Below are 24157 nucleotides of genomic sequence, written 5' to 3'. Positions count from 1 at the left end.
GACAAGCAAATTAAAACAGCTCATGCCTGAACTGTATTAGTATTGTATCCTATTGGACTATAAATTGCAAGAGGATTTTTAATTATTTTTGGTAGTCGTCTCTGTAGTAATCAAACATTTGTGACACATAAGACGGAAAATAACATCGCAGTGCGTAGCTATAAAGTATTTTGATGTCAAAATACTTTATAGCCACGCAAGACTGTATGGTATCAACAAAAATAAGGGGTTACAGAATTATCTGTAACCCCTATTTAATCAACTTGGTGCGAATTGAGTGTTTACACTATAAATTTAGCACTATTGCTATATCATTTAACCTCTACATAAGAAAAGGGGCAGATAAGGGACAAACTATTATTTATAATTTATCGAACACAATGTAAAATTTCCTTACAAAAAGGACTATCATATTCGATAATCCTTTTGTAATTATTATTTTTCTAGTTTCCCATATAACCGTTCCATGCCTTGGCGTGTTACTAACCACATTTTACCTGATTTTCTACATTCTACATCTATTTCTAATCGTGGTGGGCGTCCTTGAACGCCCGTACATAGTCCCTTTAGTGTACTAGCTGATAGATTCCACTGTTCTCCTGCTTCTTGTGTTGTCATAATATCTTCTATTTTCATTTTTTCATAACCTTTATAACTGCCATTAATACTAATGTAGTCGCTAATACACCTGTTACAATTGATAAAACAAGTAAGCCTTGCATATTGCCTCCTTATATTTTAAAATATTATTAGAAAAGCGGAGGGGCTTTCACCCGCCCGCTTTTTAGTCTTTGCTAACAAGTTTTAAAATGATGATTGCTAGTGTCAGTAGCGTTAACTCATTTATTAAGCTTGTTAGCTCTTTTATTATGTCTATCATCATCACCTTCTTACACATATATTATATCGTATATGCGGTATAATATATGTGTTTTTTATTATATTTGCAAAAAAATAAGCCTACTAACATAGTTTTCACTCTATGCTAGTAGGCTCTTTTATTAGAACTAATTCTTTACAACCAAATATATGCCCGTTCACTTAATAAAATAGTAAGTAGTTTACTATTTCTACATTCTCTATTCACTCGTATAATTCTTTTTTTCTCATTTAAGTATGTTTCTGCTTTTATGAATCCGTTTTGTGTTATCGCTGACGATTCTTGTTGCTTTTAAAGTTCTAATTTACTAGTTCTAATTTCCTATTCTATTCGTTTATTATACGCTTCGTATGTATTACCATTAGACCATACCACCTTACGATATAAATTTAGTTTAGACTTGATAGAATCAAAATCTTGTTCACTAATGCATCCAATTGGCGACATATCCGAGACTGCCCATGTAAACTCAACATCATTTTCTTTTAATGACTTTAGCGGTCCTTGTGATTGGTTCAATGTGTCCTTGCTATACTTTACAGCTAGTTCCGCACCAGTATAGGCCAACGAACGAGGAAAGTCTGTTCTATGGCAATAGTCCATGCAATCCAGTACAAACTTTTCAGCAAAGGAAGAAATAAGCTCTAGGCTCTTTTTATCCATGGTCGTATCAAGCATAAACAACATTTGATTAGCTGTATCTGCAATACACTGTACCGTCTCTTCATAACTTATATACTTCACATTTGCCATACCCCACCTCCTTTTGGATATTAAAAAAGCAACCTATGCAGAGTGCTTAAACATATCATGATGTGCATTGTAAAATTGTTTAAATTCCATCGATGTATCTCTTAATAGGTATGCAAAATATTCCACCGCTTGGCTTTCATTATCAAAGTAGCGATTTTCATAAATCTCATTACGTTCAGTCCAGTACACGGATATGCCTCTAGGCGTATAATCTAATGCTATTGTCACTGGTGTAAGCGGTGTTCCATCATCATCTATATTATAAGTATTCTTAGGAATATGGTTCTCCACAAGTAATTGTTTGAGCTCTTTAACATTCATCTTACTATATCTCCTTTAAATACTTATTATCTAAATAATATTGAATACTTTCTTTGGTTTTATGCTGAATTTCTCCGCCAATTTTATTAAATGCTGGTGTAATAACGCTAGTTTGTACTGGTAGTGGCTTAACAACTATACACTGATGTTCATTATCAGTATATTCTGCTTCAGTATAAGGCACAGTTCTATTTACAAACGGTGTTCCTGCTGGTGCAGTATATTTTTCTCTAGTTCTACCATATCGAGTTATTTTAGTTCCTACCAACAAAACTTCAGTCCAAGTTTTACCAATTGCACCGCCATTAGTAGACTAGAGAAGAAACTCTTTCCCGTTTGAATCCGGGTAGGAAAACCATCTTTTTCCCTTATCTTTACCTAAAGTATAACCAAGCTCTTCTAACTCTTCAATAGCTTTTTATGACTTTCTTTTAATGACTTTAACGATCCTTGTGACGGGTTTAATGTGTCCTTGCTATACTTTACAGCTAATTCAGCACCAGCATAGACCAACGAACGGGGGAAGTTCGTTTTATGGCAATAATCTATACAATCTAGTACGAACTTTTCAGCAAAGAAAGAAATAAACTCTAGGTTCTTTTTGTCCATGGTCGTATCAAGCATAAACAATATTCGTTTAGCTGTATCTGCAATACACTGTACCTCCTCTTCATAACTTATATACTTCACATTTGCCATATTCCACCTCCTTTTGGGTATTAAAAAAGCACCCTATGCAAAGTGCTTGTTTTTTAAATAATTTTTGTAATCGGTACTAAGTCCTTCTAATAAATAAAGAAAATATTTGACAGCTGTCTCTTCTTCTTTAAAATATTTTATTTCATAATCTACATATCGTTCTGTATAATATACACAAATCCCTTTAGGAGTACTTTCTAATACAACTCCGCCAGAAGTAACTTCTGACCCATCATGCTCTATATTATATGAAGTTTTAAAAATGCCAATTCTTGGTAACAACTTTTGTAATTCCTTGATATTCATATCAAAATACCTCTTCTAAATATCCAGTGTTTAGATAGTGTAAAATTGGTTTATCAACTTTATACTGTATTCCACCGCCTACTTGATTAAATGCGGGTGCAACAACGCCTACCTTGACCGAGAAAAGCTTTATTACACGATATATATGCTTATTCTTAACATGTGTTTTCTCATCATGAGGCATTCCTCGATATGAGAATTCTGTTTCTAATGGAGCCGCATAACTTCCTGCTACCCCTCCATATCGAGATACACAACATCCGATGGGTAACTTACTATCCCATAACTCGCCTACAGCTCGATTATTTGGTGGATACAAAGGCATCCCCTTATCTGTAAACCATCGATTAACTTCACTTTTACCTATAATATACTCTAGCGGTTTAAACTCTTCAATAGCTTTTTATGACTTTCTTTTAATGACTTTAACGGTCCTTGTAATTGGTTTAATGTGTCCTTGCTATACTTTACAGCTAGTTCAGCACCAGTATACACCAACGAACGAGGGAAGTCTGTTCTATGGCAATAGTCAATGCAGTCCAGTACAAACTTTTCAGCAAAGAAAGAAATAGGCTCTAGGTTCTTTTTGTCCATGGTCGTATCAAGCATAAACAACATTTGATTAGCTGTATCTGCAATACACTGTACCGTCTCTTCATAACTTATATACTTCACATTTGCCATACCCCACCTCCTTTTAGGTACTAAAAAAGCACCCTTTTGATTTGGGTGCTTATGCAACATGATCCGCAGTATATTTTCTGTAAGCTTTAGAACTACCCTCTAGCAAATGCAAGAAATAATTAACCGCTTCTTGTTCATCTGCTATATCTCGCCGTTCAAACACTTCATTTTTTTCAGTCCAATATACCGAAAACCCTTTAGGAATTCTTTCAAAAATGATTGTACCTGGCACAATAGGCGTAGGACTGTTATCAATATTATATGAGCTTTTAGGTACGCTGATTTTAGGCAATAATGCTTTAATTTCTTTAATTGTCATAATAATCAATCTCCTTTAAATAGCCTTCATCTAAATAATACTGAATACTTTCTTTGGTTTTATACTGAATTCCTCCACCAACTTTATTAAATGCTGGTGTAATAACGCTAGTTTGTACTGGTAGTGGCTTAACAACTATATACTGATGTTCATTATCAGTATATTCTGCTTCAGTATAAGGCATAGCTCTATTTACAAACGGTGTTCCTGCCGGTGCAGTATATTTTTCTCTAGTTCTACCATATCGAGTTATTTTAGTTCCTGCCAACAAAACTTCAGTCCAAATTTTACCAATTGCACCGCCATTAGTAGGATAGAGAGGAAACTCTTTCCCGTTTGAATCCGGGTCGGAAAACCATCTTTTTTCCTTATCTTTACCTAAAGTATACCCAAGCTCTTCTAACTCTTCAATAGCTTTTTATGACTTTCTTTTAATGACTTTAACGGTCCTTGTAATTGGTTTAATGTGTCCTTGCTATACTTTACAGCTAGTTCAGCACCAGTATACACCAACGAACGAGGGAAGTCTGTTCTATGGCAATAGTCCATGCAATCCAATATAAACTTTTCAGCAAAGAAAGAAATAAGCTCTAGGTTCTTTTTGTCCATGGTCGTATCAAGCATAAACAATATTCGTTTAGCTGTATCTGCAATACACTGTACCTCCTCTTCATAACTTATATACTTCACATTTGCCATATTCCACCTCCTTTTGGGTATTAAAAAAGCACCCTATGCAGAGTGCTTAATTAATAATTTTATTATTCATTAAATATTGATTTATTTTTTTATTATACTGCATAAACTCCAAGAATTTATCACAAGCATCCTCTTCGTGGGTAAACACATCAAATTTAACAGGAATACCACGCTCTATTACAGAAACTTCAAATTGTTTCCCATTAAAAGCTATAGACACATATACTTCTGCCCAAGGTCCTTTTCCATGGTCCAAAATAAAATATTCATACTTATCTATGTTAAGGTTATCTAAAACCTTTCGTAGGTCGCCAATCTTCATCTACATACATCTCCTCTATATAACTTTCCTTGATTAACTCCCAAATAGACATCTCTAACTTATATTGAACTCCTTTACCTCTTTTAGAAAACCACGGCGAGATTAATGACTTACTCACCTTGATAGGTTTAATAACTTTATATACATGATATTCTATAGGTAATTTAGTGTACAAATCATCCATAGATCTTTTTGTATACGAAATTCCAACAGGGAAAGTATATCGACCAGATTCTTTCCCAATTCTATCAATTTTTGTTCCCACTGGCAAGTTGATGATTTTAGGTGTTCCAACACCGCCATCATTAGGTGTCCAAATAGGTTTTCCATCATCAGAATGATAAGAGTCTCTAGGTATAATATACCCCATACCCCTTTCTTTTGCCAATATTTTTATAAAATCAGCCGATGGCGGAATATAATTTAATCTCATTAATTCTATTTTACTTAATGATTTATGATTATCTACTATATTGATGCCATCATAATATCTTGCATCATGTTTTAATATTTTTTCTATTCTTGCGCCTTGTTTCCACTCATCAAACGTTTTAGATGTATCTACATACACCGCTTTCCAATCGTCATAGTCCATATTGCGAGGCACTTTCTCATATCGCATAGGTTCGCTCTTATTAGCTTTTTCAATTTTACCAATACGATAACCGCTAGTCGCTTTTTTATCTAGCGTACCTGCTATTGTGGATCTACATCGCGGATGCAGAGGCGGAACATTCGTTCCAACTTCGGCATCTGCAACAGAATATATATTGTTATCATGTTGACGGCAAGTCGACGATGTTCGCTTATCGAGCGTTGCTATAGACATGCTTCATTTTAGAATAATGGATATCTACTCATATGTAATACATAAAACGGAAGCTGATATGGCAGCTTATATCTATAAAGTATTTTGATGTCAAAATACTTTATAGCTACGCAAGACTGTATGGTATCAAACAAAAATGAGGGTTTACAGAATTATCTGTAAACCCTTATTTAATTAGCTGGTGCGGTCAGCGGGACTTGAACCCGCACGAGCGTTAGCTCACCACCCCCTCAAGATGGCGTGTCTGCCATTCCACCATGACCGCATGTTTATATGATTAAAGTCGCCAAGACGAGTGTCTCAAGTAAATGGTGCCTCAGGACAGAATCGAACTGTCGACACACGGATTTTCAGTCCGTTGCTCTACCGACTGAGCTACCGAGGCAACTTGGCGACCCCGATCAGATTTGAACTGACGATCTTCGCCGTGACAGGGCGACATGTTAACCGCTACACCACGGGGCCGCATAACAACTCTCGTTGACTACTTTGCTAGTATACCAAAGGTCAGAGATAATTGCAAGTGCCTTTTACATTTTTTTACAAAAAAATTATAAATTCATGCAACGCACTAATCATCTAGTCATAAATGGTTTTCCTATATCTCTTGCGCAGTCTGTTATCATACTAGCTCCTAATCATTGCATCCATATCCTTTCCTTATAGAAACTATTAGAACTATTATTTCTAATATCGAAATAAAATAACCTCACAAATAATAGACTATACCGTTTCTATAGAGCCATGCTACGTCATACACCCGCTCATATATGTATGATACGAAATAGTAACATAATCATGGCATTCACTACTAACTTACAATTGATACTACTAGCTGAAACTATGTAGTATAAACATACATTTTATAGTATAGCTCATTTCTTCAGCACATATGTCATACGTTATATACCAATCACGATACAAGTTAAGTGATCTTTATACTTTCAATACAGTCATCTATCTAATTTACTACCAACTATATACTGTCATATTTGCATATCACGCAATAAAAATCATGTACTAAATCACATAATTACTAATTGTACCTATATTTTAATGGGCCAATGTAAATTACATGTTCCATAACTAGGTTATATCATCAGTGAGTTTTCTTACATCTAAGGCATACGGAACATAACACGGCTATAGATTCCACTATATAATAGTGTTCCTTCTATTCATAACCGCTTCAATAAAAATGATTTCTCTATAAACCTATCCTCTTTTATTAATAAAAAAGCATCCTAATACTACAGAGAAATGAATCTAATCATCAAGCACTAGTCATCCTACTTATGTACTTCACCATATCTCATAAAAGTAAATGATGGTCCATTCCACCCGTTTATAAAGGCATTACATATCTTCTTTATGTGCAGATTCCAAAGCCTGGTTGTCAAGTAGTTGTTGACAGGATGCAACGAATCGATATTTAGCTTCTACTTTGGCCACATCCCAATCCGTCCCTTTAGGACACCATTCAGAAGGTAAGATGCCACACTTAGGAAAGTTAATAACAAATCCCATAGTATCCGCTTCATGACTTCCCCACCACGCACCGATTGCTTCTTCTGGGTCTAAATATACACTATGAAGGCCTGTATCTGCTAACCAGCCTTCAATTGTATCCCATAATTCTTGAGGTATACAACTATTAATTAAATATTCTCGTAAACTTACTTTAGCCACGTCTTGCAACTCAGATTCTACTGCCATGATCATCACCCTTTCTAATAATCAGTATCCTATGCTACGGTTAGTAAAACACATCGATATTTATTTTATCTAGTCCCTATAACACTATTAACTGTATACTTTCTACTATAGGTTATCGCGTGCTATAGTACTATCCCTTACGAGGAATAATAGCATTAACCGCAGTAATATAGGAAATTAATTGATCGTTCTCATCCACCATACGAATAGACCAAACATGTGTCCGTTTACCGTGTTTAATCAATTCACCATAAGCATAGAGATAGCCAGTTGATTGTTTAGAATTTACATGCTGTGCCGTTACTGTTTGTCCTACAGCCATTAATTTTTCATCAGGTCTATGCTGCTCTAAATAAGCAGTCGACATCATGCCACCTACAATTTCAGCAAATGCTAAGGTAGCACCACCGTTTAAATAGCCAAATGGTTGTGCATGAAAGCTTCCTAATTTCATACAACTTTCAAACGCATCATCTTCTAGACGAGCATATTGAATATCTAATCCTTCTAATAAATTCATGATCCATTCCTCATATACATTATATTTGCCACTACATGACTATGCTTCAATCGTCACTATAGCTTGTGCTTGCTCCATCAATATAGATTGATGAATCGACACACCCAATCCTACACCATTGGGGACTTTCATTATACCATCATTAAATACCAGTGCTGGCGTTGTAAGATCATCATAAAAATATCTACTAGAATCTGATAAATCTCCAGGCATATACGAATCGCCTAATGCAGCCAACTGTACATGAAGCATTTTAGAAATACTGCTCTCTACCATGCTGCCAATCCAGTAGTACACATTATGGCGCCGACAATAGTCAATCATTTGCTTAGCAGGGTATAACCCACCTAAACGACCAATTTTAATATTCATCACTTCAATAATGTCATGTTCTACGCCAAACTCCAACTCTGCCAAGGTTGACACCGTTTCATCAAAACAAAGCGGCGTAGTAATCGGCCAGTAATGATTGTATTTCAGATCGAAATAGTCTTCAATAGAAGTTACCTGAAATGGTTCTTCCATACACAATAATCCCAATTCATCAAAACGTGCCACTTCATCTACATCAGTAGGCGAAAAGCTGCGATTCGCATCGACTGATAAAGCTAGTGCAGGATATGCATCACGTACAGCAGCCACTTTTTCATACCCATCACGTGGATTAATCTTAATTTTAATTCGTCTACATTGCTGTTCCACTTGGGTGTTCACAAATTCCATCAATTCATCTAAAGGCATATCGCCAGCAACAACGCCCATAGGAATTATATCTGCCAATGGTTGTCCCATAACATGTGATACCGTATTATAACCATTACGTTCAGCTGCCAAATTAAGCAATGCATTTTCTAGTCCTGCTACAGCCATAGGTGCCTCTACATGTCCATCAGACAAGCGACTGATAATTAAATGCACTTCAAAGCCACTATCAAGTTCCTGTCCCACCACTGCTGGTGCATACTCTTTTGTTAGCTTTTCCCATGACACATCAAATGTTTCATTTGTATAAAAAGGTGTCGGAAAAGCAACTGATTCACCATATCCACGATTTCCCTGTTCATCTTCAGCGCAAATCACAATGGTATGACGATAGTCTACAAGACCTTGTGCTGTTTTAAAAGGAAATTTCATCGGCATTCCCACTTGATATAATGTAATCGATTGTATAAACATATACGACCTCTTTCTCTACAACGCTTTTCTTTATGATCCGCACAAGCCATATCATGTTTGCTATGATACGCTTATATGTCAAGGGCACTACAAATCATAAACACCTATTCATGACTAACTAGTAAGATGCACCTATACATGAAGCTGATTGCGCAAAATCTTACCTGATGCATTTCTTGGTAGGCGATTTCGCTTTACAATATACGTAGGCACTTTATACTTAGCTAGTCGCCCCTCCATATATGTACGAAGCTGTTCTTCGTCTAAAGATGTAACAATAAACAGAGCGGGTACTTGCCCCCATACCTCATTGAGTACAGGTACAACCGCACATTCAACAACATCCTCTAACCGATACAATACATCTTCTATCTCTTTCGGATAAATATTTTCTCCTCCGGAAATAATGATATCTTTCCGTCGATTTAGAATATACAAATATCCATCTTCATCTACATAACCAATATCATCCGTATTAAAGCTCTCACCAATAGGCTCTTTCCCAAGATACCCATCCATCAGCATAGGGCCAGATACATGAATTTCTCCTATGCCCTCTTCATCAGGATTGACAATGTGCACCTTCATAAAAGGTAATGGTTGTCCTACAGAATCCGCCTTATCTAAATGTTCCAATACAGAAAATGTCACATTTTGACTAAAAGTTTCTGTCATACCGTAGGTCTTAAAAATAGGTAACCTTTTTTGAACACAACTACGTATCAATGGCTGGGGAATAAACTCACCACCTAATAAAATCATACGTAACCGATGCCGTTCAATAAAAGGCACTAATTCTTTCAATATGGTTGGCACAAGAGAAACCATCGTGATTGTATTGTTAGTAATCAATCGTACAACTTCATCTCTGTCATATTTAGGGAGAATAGTGATGCGCGTCCCATTATACAAACTTCTCATAACAATGGATAAACCGCTAACATGAAAAATTGGCAATACAATGAGCCAATTATCATCTTCGCATACACCTAACCGCTGCATAGACGCCTTAACATGTGCCTCTATCTGTCGCCAGCGAATAGGCACCGACTTAAATTTTCCCGTAGTGGCACTGGTATTCATGATAACAGCAATTTGTTTTGGATCCATAGACCAATCAAATAAGATTGATGGGTTACTAGGTAATGCTGAAATGGCTGAGAATGACAATACTTGGTATGACCATGGTGTTGCTCCATCCACTCTAGGTCTATAGTGGGTAGTCCCCATTGTGGGATACTGTAACATTGCATGGGCCGTTGGCGCACTATGGTGCTTCTTAGTTGCAGCTACAACTGTTGCGTTCCCTTCCAAATCCGACTCCAGAGATTCTAATATATTCTTGCTTCGTCTGTCAGAAGTCAACACATAGGAAATATCCAGCCCTCTTATTTGTTCCATCATTTCTTTCTGCGTTAAGCGCACATTGAGTAGCAATACTTCTTTACGTAGCAACAATAGGCTAAACAAGACGATAACCATATCGGTCGAGTTATCGGATACTAGAGCGACTCTGGTTTCTTGTTGCAACACATTCGATAATCGCCTTGCTACATTTTCTACCTTCTCATATACATCACCAAATGTTAATTCATTCATATATAACTGATTTGGATTCTTTTTGTATTGCTCTTCTAGCCACTTCATAACTACGCTGTTACCCTTTCATTAAGGAAATTTAGGAAATTGTTTAAAATCCGGTTTACGTTTTTCCTTAAAAGCATCACGGCCTTCTTTTGCTTCATCGGTTGTATAATACATTAATGTTGCATCCCCAGCAAATTGTTGTAATCCGGCCAATCCATCTGTATCTGCATTAAATGATGCTTTCAACATGCGAAGCGCCATAGGAGATAATTGAAGAATTTCCTTACACCAAGAAACAGTTTCCGCTTCCAATTGATCAAAAGGAACTACCGTGTTTACCATGCCCATTTCATAAGCTTGTTGTGCCGTATATTGACGGCATAAGAACCAAACTTCGCGAGCCCTCTTATGGCCAATCATACGTGCTAAAAATCCAGCCCCGTAACCAGCATCAAAAGAACCTACGCGAGGACCTGTTTGACCGAATTTAGCATTTTCAGAAGCAATTGTTAAATCACAAACCACATGTAACACATGACCACCACCAATAGCATAGCCATTAACCATAGCAATGACTGGCTTTGGTGTAATACGAATCAAATGTTGTAAGTCTAATACGTTAAGACGAGGTATATTATCATCACCTACATAACCACCATTACCACGAACACGTTGATCTCCACCAGAGCAAAATGCTTCTTTGTCTTCACCTTGTCCATGATTGGCACCAGTCAATATAATAACACCAATTTCTGCATCATCACGAGCCACGGAAAAAGCGTCAATCAATTCCATAACCGTTTTGGGACGGAACGCATTACGCACTTCTGGACGATTAATGGTAATTTTAGCAATCCCTTCATAGGTTTCATAAATAACATCTTCATAATTACGATCCAATACTTGCCAATTAAATGTAGTAGCCATAATCTTCTCCTTATCTTACTCATAATATCTAAATAATCTCGTACTAACCATACTCAATTGTGTACATCAAACACTAATCGATTATAGTATATCATGTATACTCAATCATCTTCTAACTCATCATGTCTCTATGAGCCATTAGATGGACCTGTCGTAGTATGCAAAAATTGAGCAACTATACGTTCAAACTCTCTTGGTCGCTCCAAATGCGTATTGTGACCTACACCTTGAATTAAGGCCGTCGAAAACGAGCGCGCCTTTTTAAACACTTCTTCACCTAACAAACTATATTTTTTATCTAATGCACCACTAATATATAAACTAGGGCACATAATTTCATCAAGGCGATGGCCCACGTAAGGCATACACCCTTGCCCTGATCCCATCAATGTATGATGTAAGGCATACGGTTCATTATGAAAGCGCCGCCGTCGAATACTATCTTGTACGGATAGGGGTAATGTTTGTTGCGTCTTAAAAATAGGTAGTGCCGACCATGTATCTCTAAACCATGCACGCCCATTACGAACTATTTTTTTAGCTAATGCTTCATCTTGTAAAAACCTAAGTTTTCGTGCCGATGGGTCTTGAATACCCACCGATCCACTTTCTAAGATTAATGCTTCAATATCATGTTGATATTGCAAAGCATATAACAAAGCAATGCGAGCCCCCATCGAATAGCCCATCAAACTATACGATGCACCTACTGCCGCTTGAATCACAATATGTAATTGACGTAACAACTGTGGCAATTGATATATCTGTGTGTCTAGTGGCTTATCTGATTGCCCATGGCCAATAAAATCTAATCGATACATAGCATAGCCAGGAATCTCTATCCCGTCCCAGGTATTTCCCGACTCTGAAAAGCCATGAAAACACACAAGCGGTTTTCCCTGTCCTGTGACATGTATATAGTAAGAAACATCATCCACTACGATTCTCATGATATCACCGTATACTTTCCATATAAGGTAGCACTTGTCTCTTTATCTGTTGGCACTTCAATAATATGAACTTTCTTTGTCGCCATTGCGTCTTCTAACAACCGTTGGTACTCTTCATAGGATGTGGCACGACTATAAGAAAGGCCATACAAAATTTGTAATCCAGAAAAATCAATGCCATGTGGTGTAGAAAATAGTTCATCAAAATAGGGAACATCTTTCTGTGGCAAGCAATGGAAAATACCACCCCCATCATTATTAAATAAAATAATCGTGAGCGGTATATCATATAATTTTCCTAGTAACAAGCCATTGCTATCGTGGAACATAGACAAGTCCCCCGTCACTAGCACCGTAGGCGTCCCTGTACTGGCCAATCCAAAGGCCGTAGAAATAGTGCCATCAATGCCATTTGTTCCGCGATTACCATATATACACGCCTGTGATTTTCCTGCTTTCCAAAAATAATCTATATTGCGAATTGACATACTATTAGCCACTACCAACTGAGCCTCATCAGATATAACATCTTCTAAAATTTGCACACAGCGCCCTTCAAACAGAGATGTTTCTTCTCTTACCTGTTCTAACTGTGCTCGCCCCTTCCGATTCGCCTCAATCCACTCACATACATACGTATCATCATAGGATTGAACATCGATGGCTTTACAAAATTCTTCTATATCAGCCTCAATATATGTACTGGTCGTAGCCGCTGAATTGCGATACAATCCTGTGGCATCCACCTGTATATAAATTGCCTCTCTATGAAAGGCAATATACTGTTGCAACCGTTTCGATATACTCATTTGCCCAAATTGAATAATATAATCTGGCTGCAACCGCTCTATCATAGTAGAAGATTTTAAAAACACGTCGTACGCATCGATTATGAACGGGCTATCGCTCCTTCGCATATTCGACAAAGGATCTGCTAAAATAGGGGCGTATAGTCGCTCTGCCAAAGTAGTAATAGGTGCCATATCTTCTAATCTGTGGTTTGGTCCCACCACTATCACTATACGCCGATTCTGCCATTCTTCTATTCCGTTCAACTGAGATGATACATGAACATCACCTTTTAAAAAGCAAAATGGTTTCTTACTTCTACCCATTTCAAAATGTTTTTTCTCCAATTCTGGTATTAATGGATCGCATAAAGGCACATTAATATGAACTGGACCCGTCAGGCCATGCATAGCATTCATATACGCTTTTTGTGCTATAGTTCTTGGATATTGGTACAAGTCTACCCCATCAGGTTTTGATAATTCTTCATAATAACGAACCATAGAGCCCAATATTTTTTCTTGATCTACCGTTTGTGGGGCTCCCACTTTCTGTAATTTTGCTGGTCGATCCGCGGAAAGAATAAGTAGGGGGACACCTGTATAATACGCTTCCATAACAGCTGGCATATAATGACCTATCGCAGATCCAGAGGTGCACACCAATACGACTGCTTCACCGGTTTTCTTAGCAATTCCTAAGGCAAAAAAGGCGGCACTTCGTTCATCAATATTCATATAGGTTGTAAAGGATCCATAATACTTGAATAATAGTGCTAATGCAGTAGAACGAGATCCTGGACTACATACAACATGTCGTACACCTAATCTATATAATTCGTCCACTAAAGGAGCTAAGTATTCATTCATAAATTGTCCTCCTTTATTTTGACTATGGGCCTATCATCTCTTATAAACTTTCTAATATGGTACGCAATTTACTATTAGACTCTTTATATTCTTCTACGCAATCTGAATCTGCTACAATCCCGCATCCTACGTAGGCATATAAATGAGTATCTACAATAAGGGCAGATCGAATGCCTACTACACAAAGTCCATCACCATTGCCCTCAATTATTCCTAATGGCGATGCATACATACCTCTTTCATGGGATTCATACCGTTTAATCATATCTAGTGCCACAGCTGAAGGTGTTCCTCCCATGGCTGGCGTAGGATGCAACGCATGACACCAATCAACAATAGACGTTGACGCATCATGGGCGTCTATGATTGTTCGCAAGTGATATAAATTAGGTAATGTCATAATATCCATAGGTGCCACTGTCACCTGCGAAGTAATGCCTTGCATGGTATGAATAATCATATCTCGTACTAAGGAATGTTCATACACATTCTTAGGATCTTGTAGTAAGGCTTCTTTTTCCTGGTCATCACAGCCCTCTCTTGCACAAGTGCCAGCTAAGGCATAGCTCATAACATGAGATTGTTTCTTTTCCACTAACACTTCTGGAGATGCACCTAAAAATGTGTTACCTTCTTTCTGATACGCAAAAATAAAGCAACCAGAATTCCTAGTTACTAAATTATGTAGTATGCTTTCCACATGAAATCCCTGTGGCGAAGTAAACTCAACTTCACGAGAGGCTACTACTTTTGATACAGTTCCTTCATGAATCGCCTTTTGAATGGCGTGAAACAAAGATGCCCATTGCTCATAGTCATGACTGCTTTCATAAACGTCATGATGCACTAATTCACTTGTCTTATCATCAATAATCGGTAACGTATCCGCATATAAACAATAAGATTCATTGCCATCAACTACATAATAATAGGTAAACGCAATTAATTCATTTCCCATATGGTTCCAATGAGAAGGACGCGTTGTATCAAAAAAAGTACGTCCATAAAACACATAGGGATAGCGTCCTATTTCTTGTTCTGATGACAGTGCGATAAGTCGTTTCGCACCTATAATAATTCTATCATGTTGTGTATCACACCAATAGATGCGTTCTGTATCAGGAAAAGCATGCCAAAAAGAGAATGGATTCTCTAATCGCATAAATTGTTTTTTATACATCTATTTCACCTTGTATTGCTATTACATATTTTTTATTAACAATTTATTTTATCATTTCTTACGACAAATGCAAAACCTAAGAATCTACACCGTATCATTAATGGCCCTTTCTCTGACCAAGCAATCGATCAATCCATTCCAATCCCATGTGGCGCAACACGAGTATAGGTGAATCAAATAACAATCGTGGTCCGCCCCAACGCATCATTCTTTGAATCTTTTGGCGATATATTGGTTCATAACAATGAGTCTTACAACGAGAGCAAAATGTTTTTGTTGCCATATGTGGGCATTTCCTAATGCGCTGGGCGGCATAATCTCTCACTGCTTGACATTCTGTACACAATGAACCTAATGGTGTACCATGTTTGGCATGACAATATAAATGTATAATTTTTTCCATCGTGGTTAATTCTAATTGTCGCTTTTCTTCACAATTCATACCCACCCTCCTATCTACTATAATTGTATTATACCAAGCATTACTTTGAAATAAAAACAATCCATCAAGTACGCTCTTTCTTCTTTAAGTAATAGCTCTCTTTATTTTTTATGTAATAGCTCTCTTTCTTCTTTAGGTACTACGATTGTTACATCATGTATTGGCATCTCCCTCCTATGATGAAAGATTACAGCACACAACTAACTATATATGATTCCTAAAAATTTTGTTTTTCTAATATTACAAACGTTAATTACACTAGTCATGTATCATATTTATTAAATCGTTAAAAAGACTAAGCACCGATACAATGAAAATGGCCTTTTTTAATTAGCCCTAGAGCTAATCAAAAAAGGTCATTCCATTAATTCTTAGTTCTTACTATTGTCAATGTATTCCCTACACTGCACATATGAGCACAGTATAGGATATATTTCTACCCTCACTATCTATGATATGCCATGCTAAGTGCCATCCATGATACTGTATCTCCAATAGTTACGAGCAAGATACCGTACTGTATGTCCTTTTTCCCACATACCACATATGCATTGTATGATATTGTTACAAACTATCAATGCATGTATGTAACTCATTTCCGACCATCATCGGCTCATATCATCTTATATAGTCATTCTATCTAAAAGCTTTACGTCCAATATCCTTACGATATTGCATGCCAGAAAAACGAATCTTTTCTATGCGATGATACGCGCCTTGTAGCGCCTGTTCTAACCGAGGTGCTATACCGACAACGCCTAACACACGTCCCCCATCAGTAACAAATTCCCCCTTGTCTTTCTTAGTACCTGCATGGAAAATCAGCGTATTCTCTTCATCTGTAAGATTTCCTCTAATCACATCGCCCCGATGAGAGCTAATAGGATACCCCTTAGAGGCCAACACTACACACGCTGCACTTCTATCGTGCCAACTGACCATATCTTCTTGCAACGTTCCCGTCGCACAGGCCCACATAATAGCGCCCAAATCACTCGCTAATAAAGGAAGAATAACTTGCGTTTCTGGATCACCAAATCTAGCATTAAATTCTACTACCTTAGGTCCACTGTTAGTAATCATAAGGCCTACATAAAGACACCCCTTAAAGGGCATACCTTCTTGTGTCATCGCTTGTACAATCGGTAATAAAATTTTCTTCATCGCCTCTTGTTCTAAAGATTTCGTCAATATAGGGGCTGGTGCATACGCTCCCATGCCACCCGTATTAGGTCCTTGATCGCCATCAAAAATTCGCTTATGATCTTGTGCCGCCACCATAGGCACTACCACTTTGCCATCTACAAAGGCGAGTAAACTAACTTCTTCTCCCTCCATAAATTCTTCAACAACTACTGTACTTCCCGCCTTACCAAAGCGATTATCTGACAGCATGTCATCGATTGCTTCATACGCTTCTTCTTTAGTCATCGCCACGACGACACCTTTACCAGCTGCCAAGCCATCCGCTTTAATAACAACTGGAATACCATATGCATCAATACACGCCTTAGCGCTTTGTACATCATGAAACACTTCATACTTAGCAGTAGGAATATGATACCGTTCCATCATTTTCTTAGCGAAAACTTTTGAGCCTTCTAACTGTGCCGCCCGTTTCGATGGTCCAAATACAGCAATGCCTTCTCTTTCTAGTATATCAACTAACCCTTCTACTAACGGTGCTTCAGGGCCTACGACTACGAGATCAACTTGGTGCGCTTTCAAAAAACTGATTAATTCCTCACTATGATGCCAATCCATAGGGACTACCGTAGCAATGTTTGCCATTGCATCATTACCTGGAATAGCATAAATAGACTCTACACTAGCACTTTGTGCTAATTTCCAAACAATGGTATGCTCTCTACCACCCGTACCAATTACGCAAACATTCATGACATCCTCCTGTACTATGCATTGTAATTCTATCTATTATCATAGGTCTATCCATTCCGCAACTTACTACCAAGGCTTGTAAACTATTGGCATAATCACCATGCATCCATCATGACACTCTATAAAGTGCCTATAAAAGTATATACTAATACCTACATGTTAATGTTTAAAATGACGAATATGTGTGAATACCATAGCAATACCTGCTTCATCTGCCGCTTTAATTGATTCTTCATCGCGAATCGATCCACCTGGTTGAATAATAGCACGAATACCATGTGCAGCAGCAGTTTCTACCGTATCGCCAAATGGGAAAAATGCATCCGATGCTAATACAGCCCCTTTCGCCGCTTCCCCCGCCTGTGTTAGGGCAATATGCGCAGAGCCTACTCGATTCATCTGTCCTGCTCCTACGCCTAATGTCTGATGCGATGATGCTACTACTATGGCATTTGATTTAACATGTTTTACTAATTTCCAAGCAAAGCGCAAAGCCTCCCATTGTTCTTTAGTAGGCTCTACCTTCGTAACTACTTCATACGTAGATTCATCTTCTACTATGTTATCTTCTTCCTGTACTAATAATCCACCAGATACTTTTTTTAGTACCATCTGATGCGTATCTGGTTTATCTAACACAATGAGCCTAATATTTTTCTTCTTTTCCAATAACGATAAGGCCGCTTCATCAAAACTTGGTGCCATAATAACCTCTAGAAAAATCTTACTCATTTCTTTGGCCGTATCTATATCCACTGGACGATTTACAGCGACAATGCCACCAAAAGCAGATGTTGAATCGGCTTCATACGCTCGCACATACGCTTCATGTACGTCTACACCTATAGCAGCACCACAAGGGTTTGTATGTTTAATAATACACGCAGCAGGTTCAGAAAATTCCCATACCATATTCCATGCAGCTTCCATATCTACAATATTGTTATAAGATAATTCTTTACCATGTAATTGGTGCATGCCGCCCATTCCACTAGGCTTACCAAAGTCTCTATAAAAAGCTGCTTTTTGATGAGGATTTTCACCATACCGCAAATCACTAACCTTTTCATAGGCCCCTAAAAATTCTTGCGGCAGTGGCTGTTCGCCTACTTGTTTTGCCATATAATTGGCAATGGCTACATCATACGCCGCAGTATGAGAGAATGCTTCTTTTGCTAATTGAAGTCTAACCGATGCTGGTATTTCTCCATGCTCTTGTAGGATATGAATAATTTCATCATACCGATTAGGGTTAACGACAATACCCACATACGCATGATTTTTAGCAGCCGACCGAACCATAGTAGGACCACCAATATCAATATTTTCAATAGCTTCTTCTAAGGTAACATGTTCCTTAGCAATCGTTTCTCGAAAAGGATATAAATTGACGACTACTAGATCAATGGCTTCTATGCCATGGTCTTTCATAGCTTTTTTATGTTCCATATTATCACGGACTGCTAAAATACCGCCATGCACCATGGGATGTAATGTCTTCACGCGACCATTCATCATTTCAGGAAAATGAGTCAGCTCTTCTACACCATGAACCATAATTCCTGCATTTCGAATCACTTCTAAGGTACCACCTGTAGAATAAATGGTAATCCCCAATTTCACTAGTGCTTTAGCAAAATCAACAACTCCTGTTTTATCAGATACACTGATAAGTGCATTTTTTATCATAGATCCTCCTCAATGAATCATCCTATGACTAGTAAAACTACCCTATACACTAGCTAAAGGCATGCTATCCATAAAATAATCAACACTAACATAACGCCTTAGTGCGTACAAAACTATAGCCGTCTTACTAGGCCTTCACATTACCATACCAATCTTAGACCACTTTAACTATACATCAAACTTTCTTACATAGTGTGACTTCATTTTATAAGCCTTAGTTAAGTACTATAATGAACCACATGATTTTTAATGACTAATTTATCCTCACAGAACAAAGCTAACGCCTCTTGATATGTTCTATGCTCTATAGGCAATAATCGTGCTGCCAATGTATCTTCCGTATCAGTAGGTAACACCGGTACTGTATTCTGCATAATAATAGGCCCTGAATCCATACCGCTATCAACAAAATGTACCGTACATCCACTTATTTTAACGCCTGCTTCTATCGCTTGTCGTTGCGCATGGAGTCCTGGAAAAGAAGGTAATAATGCGGGATGAATATTAAGAATACGATGTTCATACGCCTCAATAAATGTAGGGCCTAATAGGCGCATATATCCAGCCAATACAACACCATCTACTTGATATGGTTTAATAGCCTCTAACAGTGCTCTTTCAAAAGCTTCTTTAGATTCATATCGGTTTCGAACCACTGCTATCGTTGGTACATGCCACGTCGCTGCTTTATGAAGTACTGGTGCATCTTCATGGTCACTAACAACAACATCTAGTGTGCCTTTAATATCTCCTCGCTTCATAGCCTCATATAATGCTTGTGCATTAGATCCGCGTCCACTAGCAAAAACAGCCAATCGCTTCACACCTAAGCCCCCTCTCACATACCGTCCTATACATAACCACTACTTGCCACGACTAGTAAATACGTCGCCCTCTAGTAGAACAGGCTGGTCGCCTGCTTCAATTGTGCCAATTGTATAAGCTACTCCACCTGATTCAGCAATCGTCTCTTTCGTTCTATCCACATCTTCTTGATGTACTACCAAAATCATGCCAATTCCCATATTAAAAGTACGATACATTTCACGCCAATCTACTTGTCCCCATTCTTGGAGTTTAGAAAACACGGGTAATCGAGGCCATGCATCCACATCAATGCGTGCAGTAAGACCTTTTGGAAGAATGCGTGGAATATTATCATAAAATCCACCACCCGTAATATGGACGAGTCCTAGCAGTAAATCCTTTTGAATTGCCGGCAATACTAAGCGCGGATATAAGCATGTAGGTCTTAACAATTCCTCACCCAGTGTACAACCAAACGCTTCTACATAATCGTCTAGCTTCATATGTTGTACATCAAAAACAATCTTGCGCACTAAAGAAAATCCATTAGAATGCACACCTGATGATGGCAATCCCAATACTACGTCCCCTACGCGAATCGATTCTCCCGTAATTAATTTCGATCGATCTACTAGTCCTACGGCAAAGCCAGCTACATCATAATCACCTGTATCGTAGAATCCAGCCATTTCAGCTGTTTCACCGCCTAACAAGGCGCATCCTGATTCTTCGCAAGCTCGTGCAACACCTTGCACAATAGTGGCTACTTGTGTAGGCGATAATGTGCCTACTGCAATATAATCTAAAAAGAATAACGGCTTGGCTCCTTGCACAAGAATATCATTTACGCTCATGGCCACACAATCTTGTCCAATCGTATCATGTTTATCCATCATAATAGCCAATCGTAATTTAGTACCTACCCCATCCGTACCAGATACTAACACAGGATCTTGACAGGGATAAGGGGCTAAGGAAAAGAGTCCACCAAATCCACCAATATCGCCTACTACCCCTTTTGTATAGGTTTTCTGCACTGCATGTTTCATTAATTCTACCGCTTGATTACCTGCATCAATGTCGACACCCGCATCACGGTACGTTAACCCCTTATTCAAGCACATATTTAACGCCTCCCTCTTGATCCATAGGAACGGGAACAGAATAGGTTCCATCAAAACAAGCGAAACATAATTCATGTTCTTCTAAATTAGAAATAGCACGACATAATCCTTCATGACTTAAATAATACAATCGATCGGCCTTAATATATTGACGAATTTCTTCTACCGAATGAGTAGCCGCGATTAACTCCTTGCGTACCGATGTGTCAATGCCATAATGACATGGATACAATATGGTAGGACTGCTAACACACATATAGATTTCTTTCGCACCTGCTTCTTTAAGCATCTTAACAATAATGGAACTCGTAGTACCACGAACAATCGAATCATCAACCAATACAATGCGTTTTCCTTTCACCACTTCTGGCACAGCATTTAATTTCATCCGCACCGCTAGATCTCGTTCATCTTGATTCGGCTTAATAAAAGTGCGTCCACTATAGCGATTTTTAATCAACCCTTCTGCAAAAGGAATTCCTGATTCACGAGCATAACCAAGTGCCGCAGTTGTACCAGAATCGGGGACAGACATAACGATATCTGCTTCATATCTCGTTTCTCTCGCCAATTCACGCCCCATATTCAATCGGGCTTCATACACGCTTTGTCCATCAATTTGGCTGTCCGAACGAGCAAAATAAATATACTCAAAAACACATAATTGTTTTTGTATCGATGAAGAATCGGTAATCAATCGGCTCCGCACACCTGTTTCATCAATGATTACCATTTCTCCCGGGTCTAAATGACGAATAAATTCTGCCTTAATCGCATCTAACGCACACGTTTCCGAAGCTAACACATATCCCTGTTTCGTTTTTCCTAAACAAAGTGGTCTAAATCCATGAGGATCACGTATGCCAATTAAAGATTGATTCGTCTGCATCACGATAGAGAACGCCCCTGTAATGCGGTTGACCGCTTCTATAATTCTTTCTTCTACTGTATTTTTTCGTGAACGAGCAATTAAGTTCACAATCACTTCCGAGTCCATCGACGTTTGAAATAACGATCCTGAATTTTCCAGTTCTCGACGAATCTCTAAGGCGTTCGTTAAATTCCCATTATGAGCAACCGCCAACTCACCACATTGATAGTGAATCACCAAGGGTTGTATATTTTTCGGATGATTCGACCCTGTCGTAGAATACCGTACATGGCCAACACCCATGTAGGCACCATCTAAGGTTGGCACAGTCTTAATGGCTTCCGTCAACAATCCCATCTGCTTGTGTAATGCCATCTCTCTACCATTCGAAATAGCAATGCCTGCACTTTCTTGTCCTCGATGTTGCAACGCAAATAATCCCCAATATATATATTTTCCTACCTCTAATGTTCGATCATATATACCAAAAACTCCGCACTCTTCATGCCATTTATCAAACACTGCATCGTAATGCATAGTATCTCCTTACCATCGCCATCATAAATCATCACATGCCATATACGTGATTGTATCATAGGTAGATACACAAATATACCATTGTATCGTACCAGTCTGATTATTTACTACGATGCGAGGCTAGTTCCATTTGCAATGCGTCATTATCTGCACATACAGCTTCTGCCATATGCGTGCGATATGCCTTATAAGCCTCACGGATGCGTTCATCGAGAAGACTACAAATTTGTACCGCCAATAAGGCTGCATTTTTACTTCCATCAATCGCCATCGTTGCCACCGGCATACCAGAAGGCATTTGTACAATGGCCAACAAAGAATCTAATCCTTGCATACCTGTTGCATTTAAGGGGATGCCAATAACTGGCAACGTAGTATAACTAGCAATGACACCTGGTAAATGAGCCGCTGCGCCAGCACCAGCTATAAAGGCAACAGCCCCTTCCTGTTCTAAGCGTGTTACAAATGCCTGTACCGCCGCTGGCGTTCTATGGGCTGATGCAATGACCATCTCATAGGAAATTCCAAAATCATCTAATATAGCGGCTGCTCGTTTCATACTATCCACATCTGATTTACTGCCCATGACAATACCAATTTTCATAATAGCCTCCTCAAATCTTAGACTTCCATAGTAACTAACCCATCATTAATATGATGCCTATCGTCGCAACTTACCCTGATAACGACATGCTATCTCAGAAACGATAAAAAGACCCAGCAAGTTTCTTTAACTGGGTCATATATGCAGACATATCCTGTAAACACATATAGTTATATACGCTTAGGTACACTATAGATTTCACGGATATCACCTCTCCTTTTTATCATAGTAAAATTGTACCAAACCACGCTATATCCGTCAATCTTTTATTTGAATATTTTATTTTTTATTTTCAATATAATTCGTTATATTCCGAACATTAAAACTTTTAACGTCAATATTTTTACATTATTCGCCTATTATCACGAACTTTTTTTTCAACTTGTAACAAGGGTTATACAATTACAACATGCCCCCTACATGCTAATAGAAAGCATCAATGATATCCAGATACAGTGATCAAAACTTCTCCTAAAAAAACAGACAACATGGGACTATTCCATTCCCATATCATCTGTTGTAGTACTATCAATGCATTATGCTACGACAATCATAGTCATTGCACAAAATAGTCATAATTCAGTTCTTAGTAATAGCATCGCTCTATGTATATGGTCATCTATCATACATAATATCACTAGCAATATGCTAGTCATGT

At 38.1% G+C, this 24157-nt stretch carries 28 protein-coding genes and 3 tRNA genes; all 31 read right to left on the bottom strand.

Annotated elements, in window-relative coordinates:
* Window positions 1-435 precede the first annotated feature (435 nt).
* On the bottom strand, window positions 436-636 hold the full coding sequence (locus P6940_RS04580; RefSeq protein WP_277293342.1) for a helix-turn-helix domain-containing protein: 201 nt from the start codon (window positions 634-636) through the stop codon (window positions 436-438).
* Between the two features lie 565 nt (window positions 637-1201).
* Window positions 1202-1633 carry a hypothetical protein gene (locus P6940_RS04575; RefSeq protein WP_277293341.1) on the bottom strand — a complete coding sequence of 144 codons (432 nt, stop codon included), beginning with the start codon at window positions 1631-1633 and terminating at the stop codon, window positions 1202-1204.
* A 33-nt stretch (window positions 1634-1666) separates the two neighbouring features.
* Window positions 1667-1954, bottom strand: a complete 288-nt coding sequence (locus P6940_RS04570; protein ID WP_277293340.1) for a hypothetical protein — start codon at window positions 1952-1954, stop codon at window positions 1667-1669.
* A 4-nt stretch (window positions 1955-1958) separates the two neighbouring features.
* A complete protein-coding gene (locus tag P6940_RS04565) occupies window positions 1959-2225 on the bottom strand; it encodes a TNT domain-containing protein (RefSeq protein WP_277293339.1) in 267 nt (88 codons plus the stop codon).
* Window positions 2226-2353: 128 nt separating this feature from the next.
* Window positions 2354-2653, bottom strand: a complete 300-nt coding sequence (locus P6940_RS04560; protein ID WP_277293338.1) for a hypothetical protein — start codon at window positions 2651-2653, stop codon at window positions 2354-2356.
* A gap of 33 nt (window positions 2654-2686) precedes the next feature.
* Entirely contained in the window at window positions 2687-2959 is a 273-nt protein-coding gene (locus P6940_RS04555) for a hypothetical protein (protein ID WP_277293337.1), read from the bottom strand.
* 1 nt (window position 2960) lies between these two features.
* Window positions 2961-3278 (bottom strand): TNT domain-containing protein, encoded by a 318-nt coding sequence (locus tag P6940_RS04550; RefSeq protein WP_277293336.1) that lies wholly within the window; start codon window positions 3276-3278, stop codon window positions 2961-2963.
* A gap of 56 nt (window positions 3279-3334) precedes the next feature.
* Window positions 3335-3643 (bottom strand): hypothetical protein, encoded by a 309-nt coding sequence (locus P6940_RS04545; protein WP_277293335.1) that lies wholly within the window; start codon window positions 3641-3643, stop codon window positions 3335-3337.
* 49 nt (window positions 3644-3692) lie between these two features.
* Complete coding sequence (locus P6940_RS04540) at window positions 3693-3962, bottom strand: hypothetical protein (RefSeq protein ID WP_277293334.1); 270 nt, start codon at window positions 3960-3962, stop codon at window positions 3693-3695.
* Window positions 3952-4233, bottom strand: coding sequence for a TNT domain-containing protein (locus tag P6940_RS04535; RefSeq protein ID WP_277293333.1), 282 nt, complete (start codon window positions 4231-4233; stop codon window positions 3952-3954). The genes P6940_RS04540 and P6940_RS04535 overlap by 11 nt, the downstream gene beginning before the upstream one ends.
* Before the next feature lie 128 nt (window positions 4234-4361).
* Entirely contained in the window at window positions 4362-4661 is a 300-nt protein-coding gene (locus P6940_RS04530; RefSeq protein WP_277293332.1) for a hypothetical protein, read from the bottom strand.
* 46 nt (window positions 4662-4707) lie between these two features.
* The gene (locus P6940_RS04525; RefSeq protein WP_028257813.1) at window positions 4708-4983 is read right to left on the bottom strand and encodes a hypothetical protein; all 276 of its coding nucleotides are present in this window, start codon (window positions 4981-4983) and stop codon (window positions 4708-4710) included.
* Window positions 4949-5812, bottom strand: coding sequence for a glycohydrolase toxin TNT-related protein (locus P6940_RS04520; RefSeq protein WP_277293331.1), 864 nt, complete (start codon window positions 5810-5812; stop codon window positions 4949-4951). Before P6940_RS04520 ends, P6940_RS04525 begins: the two co-directional genes overlap by 35 nt.
* A 179-nt stretch (window positions 5813-5991) precedes the next feature.
* Window positions 5992-6077, bottom strand: a tRNA-Leu gene (locus P6940_RS04515).
* A 44-nt stretch (window positions 6078-6121) separates the two neighbouring features.
* A tRNA-Phe gene (locus P6940_RS04510) sits at window positions 6122-6197 on the bottom strand.
* Window positions 6198-6201: 4 nt separating this feature from the next.
* Window positions 6202-6277, bottom strand: a tRNA-Asp gene (locus P6940_RS04505).
* A gap of 891 nt (window positions 6278-7168) precedes the next feature.
* Entirely contained in the window at window positions 7169-7528 is a 360-nt protein-coding gene (locus tag P6940_RS04500; protein ID WP_277293330.1) for a hypothetical protein, read from the bottom strand.
* 130 nt (window positions 7529-7658) lie between these two features.
* On the bottom strand, window positions 7659-8048 hold the full coding sequence (locus P6940_RS04495) for a PaaI family thioesterase (protein WP_277293329.1): 390 nt from the start codon (window positions 8046-8048) through the stop codon (window positions 7659-7661).
* A gap of 39 nt (window positions 8049-8087) precedes the next feature.
* Window positions 8088-9224, bottom strand: a complete 1137-nt coding sequence (gene menC / locus P6940_RS04490; protein ID WP_277293328.1) for an o-succinylbenzoate synthase — start codon at window positions 9222-9224, stop codon at window positions 8088-8090.
* Between the two features lie 132 nt (window positions 9225-9356).
* Window positions 9357-10871 (bottom strand): o-succinylbenzoate--CoA ligase, encoded by a 1515-nt coding sequence (gene menE / locus P6940_RS04485; protein WP_277293327.1) that lies wholly within the window; start codon window positions 10869-10871, stop codon window positions 9357-9359.
* 21 nt (window positions 10872-10892) lie between these two features.
* Window positions 10893-11738: a 1,4-dihydroxy-2-naphthoyl-CoA synthase gene (menB, locus tag P6940_RS04480; RefSeq protein WP_277293326.1), complete on the bottom strand. Its 846-nt coding sequence runs from the start codon at window positions 11736-11738 to the stop codon at window positions 10893-10895.
* A gap of 128 nt (window positions 11739-11866) precedes the next feature.
* Window positions 11867-12688: a 2-succinyl-6-hydroxy-2,4-cyclohexadiene-1-carboxylate synthase gene (gene menH, locus P6940_RS04475; protein WP_277293325.1), complete on the bottom strand. Its 822-nt coding sequence runs from the start codon at window positions 12686-12688 to the stop codon at window positions 11867-11869.
* A complete protein-coding gene (menD, locus tag P6940_RS04470; RefSeq protein WP_277293324.1) occupies window positions 12685-14346 on the bottom strand; it encodes a 2-succinyl-5-enolpyruvyl-6-hydroxy-3-cyclohexene-1-carboxylic-acid synthase in 1662 nt (553 codons plus the stop codon). The genes menH and menD overlap by 4 nt, the downstream gene beginning before the upstream one ends.
* 40 nt (window positions 14347-14386) lie before the next feature.
* Window positions 14387-15526: an isochorismate synthase gene (locus P6940_RS04465; RefSeq protein ID WP_277293323.1), complete on the bottom strand. Its 1140-nt coding sequence runs from the start codon at window positions 15524-15526 to the stop codon at window positions 14387-14389.
* 97 nt (window positions 15527-15623) lie between these two features.
* A complete protein-coding gene (locus P6940_RS04460; RefSeq protein WP_028257803.1) occupies window positions 15624-15968 on the bottom strand; it encodes a nitrous oxide-stimulated promoter family protein in 345 nt (114 codons plus the stop codon).
* Window positions 15969-16604: 636 nt separating this feature from the next.
* The gene (gene purD / locus P6940_RS04455; RefSeq protein WP_277293322.1) at window positions 16605-17867 is read right to left on the bottom strand and encodes a phosphoribosylamine--glycine ligase; all 1263 of its coding nucleotides are present in this window, start codon (window positions 17865-17867) and stop codon (window positions 16605-16607) included.
* Window positions 17868-18026: 159 nt separating this feature from the next.
* Complete coding sequence (purH, locus tag P6940_RS04450) at window positions 18027-19556, bottom strand: bifunctional phosphoribosylaminoimidazolecarboxamide formyltransferase/IMP cyclohydrolase (RefSeq protein ID WP_277293321.1); 1530 nt, start codon at window positions 19554-19556, stop codon at window positions 18027-18029.
* Window positions 19557-19774: 218 nt separating this feature from the next.
* Entirely contained in the window at window positions 19775-20398 is a 624-nt protein-coding gene (gene purN, locus P6940_RS04445; protein ID WP_423839110.1) for a phosphoribosylglycinamide formyltransferase, read from the bottom strand.
* Window positions 20399-20419: 21 nt separating this feature from the next.
* A complete protein-coding gene (gene purM, locus P6940_RS04440; protein WP_277293319.1) occupies window positions 20420-21487 on the bottom strand; it encodes a phosphoribosylformylglycinamidine cyclo-ligase in 1068 nt (355 codons plus the stop codon).
* Entirely contained in the window at window positions 21474-22895 is a 1422-nt protein-coding gene (gene purF / locus P6940_RS04435; RefSeq protein ID WP_277293318.1) for an amidophosphoribosyltransferase, read from the bottom strand. Before purF ends, purM begins: the two co-directional genes overlap by 14 nt.
* A 100-nt stretch (window positions 22896-22995) precedes the next feature.
* Window positions 22996-23499, bottom strand: a complete 504-nt coding sequence (purE, locus tag P6940_RS04430; RefSeq protein ID WP_277293317.1) for a 5-(carboxyamino)imidazole ribonucleotide mutase — start codon at window positions 23497-23499, stop codon at window positions 22996-22998.
* Window positions 23500-24157 lie beyond the last annotated feature (658 nt).

This window comes from Veillonella montpellierensis, assembly GCF_947090115.1.
In the GTDB taxonomy this organism is placed as follows: Bacteria; Bacillota; Negativicutes; order Veillonellales; family Veillonellaceae; genus Veillonella; species Veillonella montpellierensis.
Note: the sequence above shows the minus strand (reverse complement) of the source record. Positions and strands in the feature narration are given on the sequence as shown.

Bases quoted from the DNA above. Each gene is read 5' to 3' on its own strand.
- P6940_RS04580 (WP_277293342.1), bottom strand. From the start codon at position 636: ATGAAAATAGAAGATATTATGACAACACAAGAAGCAGGAGAACAGTGG.
- P6940_RS04575 (WP_277293341.1), bottom strand. From the start codon at position 1,633: ATGGCAAATGTGAAGTATATAAGTTATGAAGAGACGGTACAGTGTATT.
- P6940_RS04570 (WP_277293340.1), bottom strand. From the start codon at position 1,954: ATGAATGTTAAAGAGCTCAAACAATTACTTGTGGAGAACCATATTCCT.
- P6940_RS04560 (WP_277293338.1), bottom strand. From the start codon at position 2,653: ATGGCAAATGTGAAGTATATAAGTTATGAAGAGGAGGTACAGTGTATT.
- P6940_RS04555 (WP_277293337.1), bottom strand. From the start codon at position 2,959: ATGAATATCAAGGAATTACAAAAGTTGTTACCAAGAATTGGCATTTTT.
- P6940_RS04545 (WP_277293335.1), bottom strand. From the start codon at position 3,643: ATGGCAAATGTGAAGTATATAAGTTATGAAGAGACGGTACAGTGTATT.
- P6940_RS04540 (WP_277293334.1), bottom strand. From the start codon at position 3,962: ATGACAATTAAAGAAATTAAAGCATTATTGCCTAAAATCAGCGTACCT.
- P6940_RS04530 (WP_277293332.1), bottom strand. From the start codon at position 4,661: ATGGCAAATGTGAAGTATATAAGTTATGAAGAGGAGGTACAGTGTATT.
- P6940_RS04525 (WP_028257813.1), bottom strand. From the start codon at position 4,983: ATGAAGATTGGCGACCTACGAAAGGTTTTAGATAACCTTAACATAGAT.
- P6940_RS04520 (WP_277293331.1), bottom strand. From the start codon at position 5,812: ATGTCTATAGCAACGCTCGATAAGCGAACATCGTCGACTTGCCGTCAA.
- P6940_RS04500 (WP_277293330.1), bottom strand. From the start codon at position 7,528: ATGGCAGTAGAATCTGAGTTGCAAGACGTGGCTAAAGTAAGTTTACGA.
- P6940_RS04495 (WP_277293329.1), bottom strand. From the start codon at position 8,048: ATGAATTTATTAGAAGGATTAGATATTCAATATGCTCGTCTAGAAGAT.
- menC (WP_277293328.1), bottom strand. From the start codon at position 9,224: ATGTTTATACAATCGATTACATTATATCAAGTGGGAATGCCGATGAAA.
- menE (WP_277293327.1), bottom strand. From the start codon at position 10,871: ATGAAGTGGCTAGAAGAGCAATACAAAAAGAATCCAAATCAGTTATAT.
- menB (WP_277293326.1), bottom strand. From the start codon at position 11,738: ATGGCTACTACATTTAATTGGCAAGTATTGGATCGTAATTATGAAGAT.
- menH (WP_277293325.1), bottom strand. From the start codon at position 12,688: ATGAGAATCGTAGTGGATGATGTTTCTTACTATATACATGTCACAGGA.
- menD (WP_277293324.1), bottom strand. From the start codon at position 14,346: ATGAATGAATACTTAGCTCCTTTAGTGGACGAATTATATAGATTAGGT.
- P6940_RS04465 (WP_277293323.1), bottom strand. From the start codon at position 15,526: ATGTATAAAAAACAATTTATGCGATTAGAGAATCCATTCTCTTTTTGG.
- P6940_RS04460 (WP_028257803.1), bottom strand. From the start codon at position 15,968: ATGAATTGTGAAGAAAAGCGACAATTAGAATTAACCACGATGGAAAAA.
- purD (WP_277293322.1), bottom strand. From the start codon at position 17,867: ATGAATGTTTGCGTAATTGGTACGGGTGGTAGAGAGCATACCATTGTT.
- purH (WP_277293321.1), bottom strand. From the start codon at position 19,556: ATGATAAAAAATGCACTTATCAGTGTATCTGATAAAACAGGAGTTGTT.
- purM (WP_277293319.1), bottom strand. From the start codon at position 21,487: ATGTGCTTGAATAAGGGGTTAACGTACCGTGATGCGGGTGTCGACATT.
- purF (WP_277293318.1), bottom strand. From the start codon at position 22,895: ATGCATTACGATGCAGTGTTTGATAAATGGCATGAAGAGTGCGGAGTT.
- purE (WP_277293317.1), bottom strand. From the start codon at position 23,499: ATGAAAATTGGTATTGTCATGGGCAGTAAATCAGATGTGGATAGTATG.